This is a genomic window from Thauera sp. 27 (genome assembly GCF_000310125.2).
In the GTDB taxonomy this organism is placed as follows: Bacteria; Pseudomonadota; Gammaproteobacteria; order Burkholderiales; family Rhodocyclaceae; genus Thauera; species Thauera mechernichensis.
In genome coordinates this window covers 1-698 of sequence record NZ_AMXB01000099.1, presented here as the reverse complement: position 1 = coordinate 698, position 698 = coordinate 1, and the positions used below count along the sequence as shown (strand labels likewise).

General features: G+C 64.9%; 2 protein-coding genes. Both read left to right on the top strand.

Features of this window, described 5'->3' with window-relative positions; all coding sequences use genetic code 11:
- Positions 1-80: 80 nt before the first annotated feature.
- Positions 81-311, top strand: coding sequence for a type II toxin-antitoxin system Phd/YefM family antitoxin (locus tag B447_RS21555; protein ID WP_002945661.1), 231 nt, complete (start codon positions 81-83; stop codon positions 309-311).
- Between the two features lie 6 nt (positions 312-317).
- Positions 318-698 (top strand): PIN domain-containing protein (locus B447_RS21550; RefSeq protein WP_004249411.1); only part of this gene is annotated, 381 nt, incomplete at its 3' end.

Genomic DNA, 698 nt, shown 5'->3' with positions numbered 1-698 from the left:
GTCAGGTCTTTCATTTGCCCACCCCCGAGAAAGCGGACGCACTGCTATGATCTGTCCATGTGGTCATCTGGAGAGTCGCCATGCGTACTGTAGCGGTAGTCGAAGCCAAGAGTCAGTTTTCAGCGCTGCTGGCAGCGGTCGAGAGTGGTGAGGAAGTGGCGATCACTCGGCGAGGGCGGGTGGTGGCTCGATTGGTGCCCGATGCGGCGCGCTCGGCGGCAGACGTCTTCCGACGCTGCTGGCGGGAGGGCGGGCTGGATCTGGCCGAGCCGGCCGATGCGCCGCCAGAGTCGGTTGCGGGCTGGGAATGATCGGACATGCACTATCTTCTCGATACCAATATCTTCAACGCCGCGCTGAAGGCGCACCCGGCGGTGCGAACGCGGCTCGAGTCCGTGCCGGCTTCTTCGATCGTGGTCTCGCCCATCGTGCTCGGCGAACTCGAAACCGGCGTGGAGAAGAGCGCGCAGGTCGAGCGCAACCGCGCGCGGTTGCATGAGGTCGTGGCGGGTCTTGCGGTGCCACCGCTCGATGCGACGGTGAGTGGGCACTACGCATGCATTCGCGCCGCGCTCGAGCGCCAGGGCACGCCGATAGGCGGCAACGATCTCTGGATTGCCGCGCAGGCGCTTGCATTGGGTGCCATGTTGGTGACCGACAACGTGAGGGAGTTCGGTCGTGTTCCGGGGTTGGTGGTG